The organism is Pedococcus sp. P1_H8 (genome assembly GCF_056405175.1).
The window spans coordinates 1-517 of record NZ_JBFUCP010000136.1; the positions used below are offsets into that span (position 1 = coordinate 1).

Annotated in this window: 1 protein-coding gene; it reads left to right on the top strand. The window is 69.1% G+C overall.

The genetic code is table 11. The annotated features are described in order from the left end of the window. Positions 1 to 179 precede the first annotated feature (179 nt). The coding region (locus AC1DYG_RS19245; RefSeq protein WP_477641462.1) for a hypothetical protein at positions 180 to 517 on the top strand (338 nt) is incomplete at its 3' end.

A 517-nucleotide genomic window follows, 5' to 3' on the forward strand; every position in this document is an offset into this window, starting at 1 on the left:
TCCCAGACTGGTAGGTGCGTGTCACATCGCGGAGATGCAAGACGGTGCTGTGCGGGGCTGGTTCGTTCATGGCACTGAGCACACCGCGGTGCACCGGTGCGGCGCAGTAGGGCCGACCGGTCAATCAGGGTATGGCTGGCTCTACGGTGTCCTCGCGATCCTGTCCTTACGATGCGGAGGTGAGCCGTGTGGAGTTGGAACCGGATGCGCTGCCGACCATTGGGCGGTGGCGAGGGGTGCGCTACACCGCCGCCGCCGGCGCACGGGCACTCGCCTCGATAGCCGGAGTTGCGTTGCTGGGCACACCGATCGTCCTCGCAGTCACCGGTCCTGAGCGCGGCACCGGCGGCGTGGGGGCCCTCCTGGTCGCGGGCTTGGCGCTGCTCGGTCTGGGACTTCCGCTCATCGCGGTCGTCCTCGCGCGCACCGATTGGAGTGGGTCCGCGGCTCTGCTCGACCTGGCAGCAGGGGGCCGCCCCGAGACCCAATTGAGCGAGCCTCGAACCCTGGTCAGGCC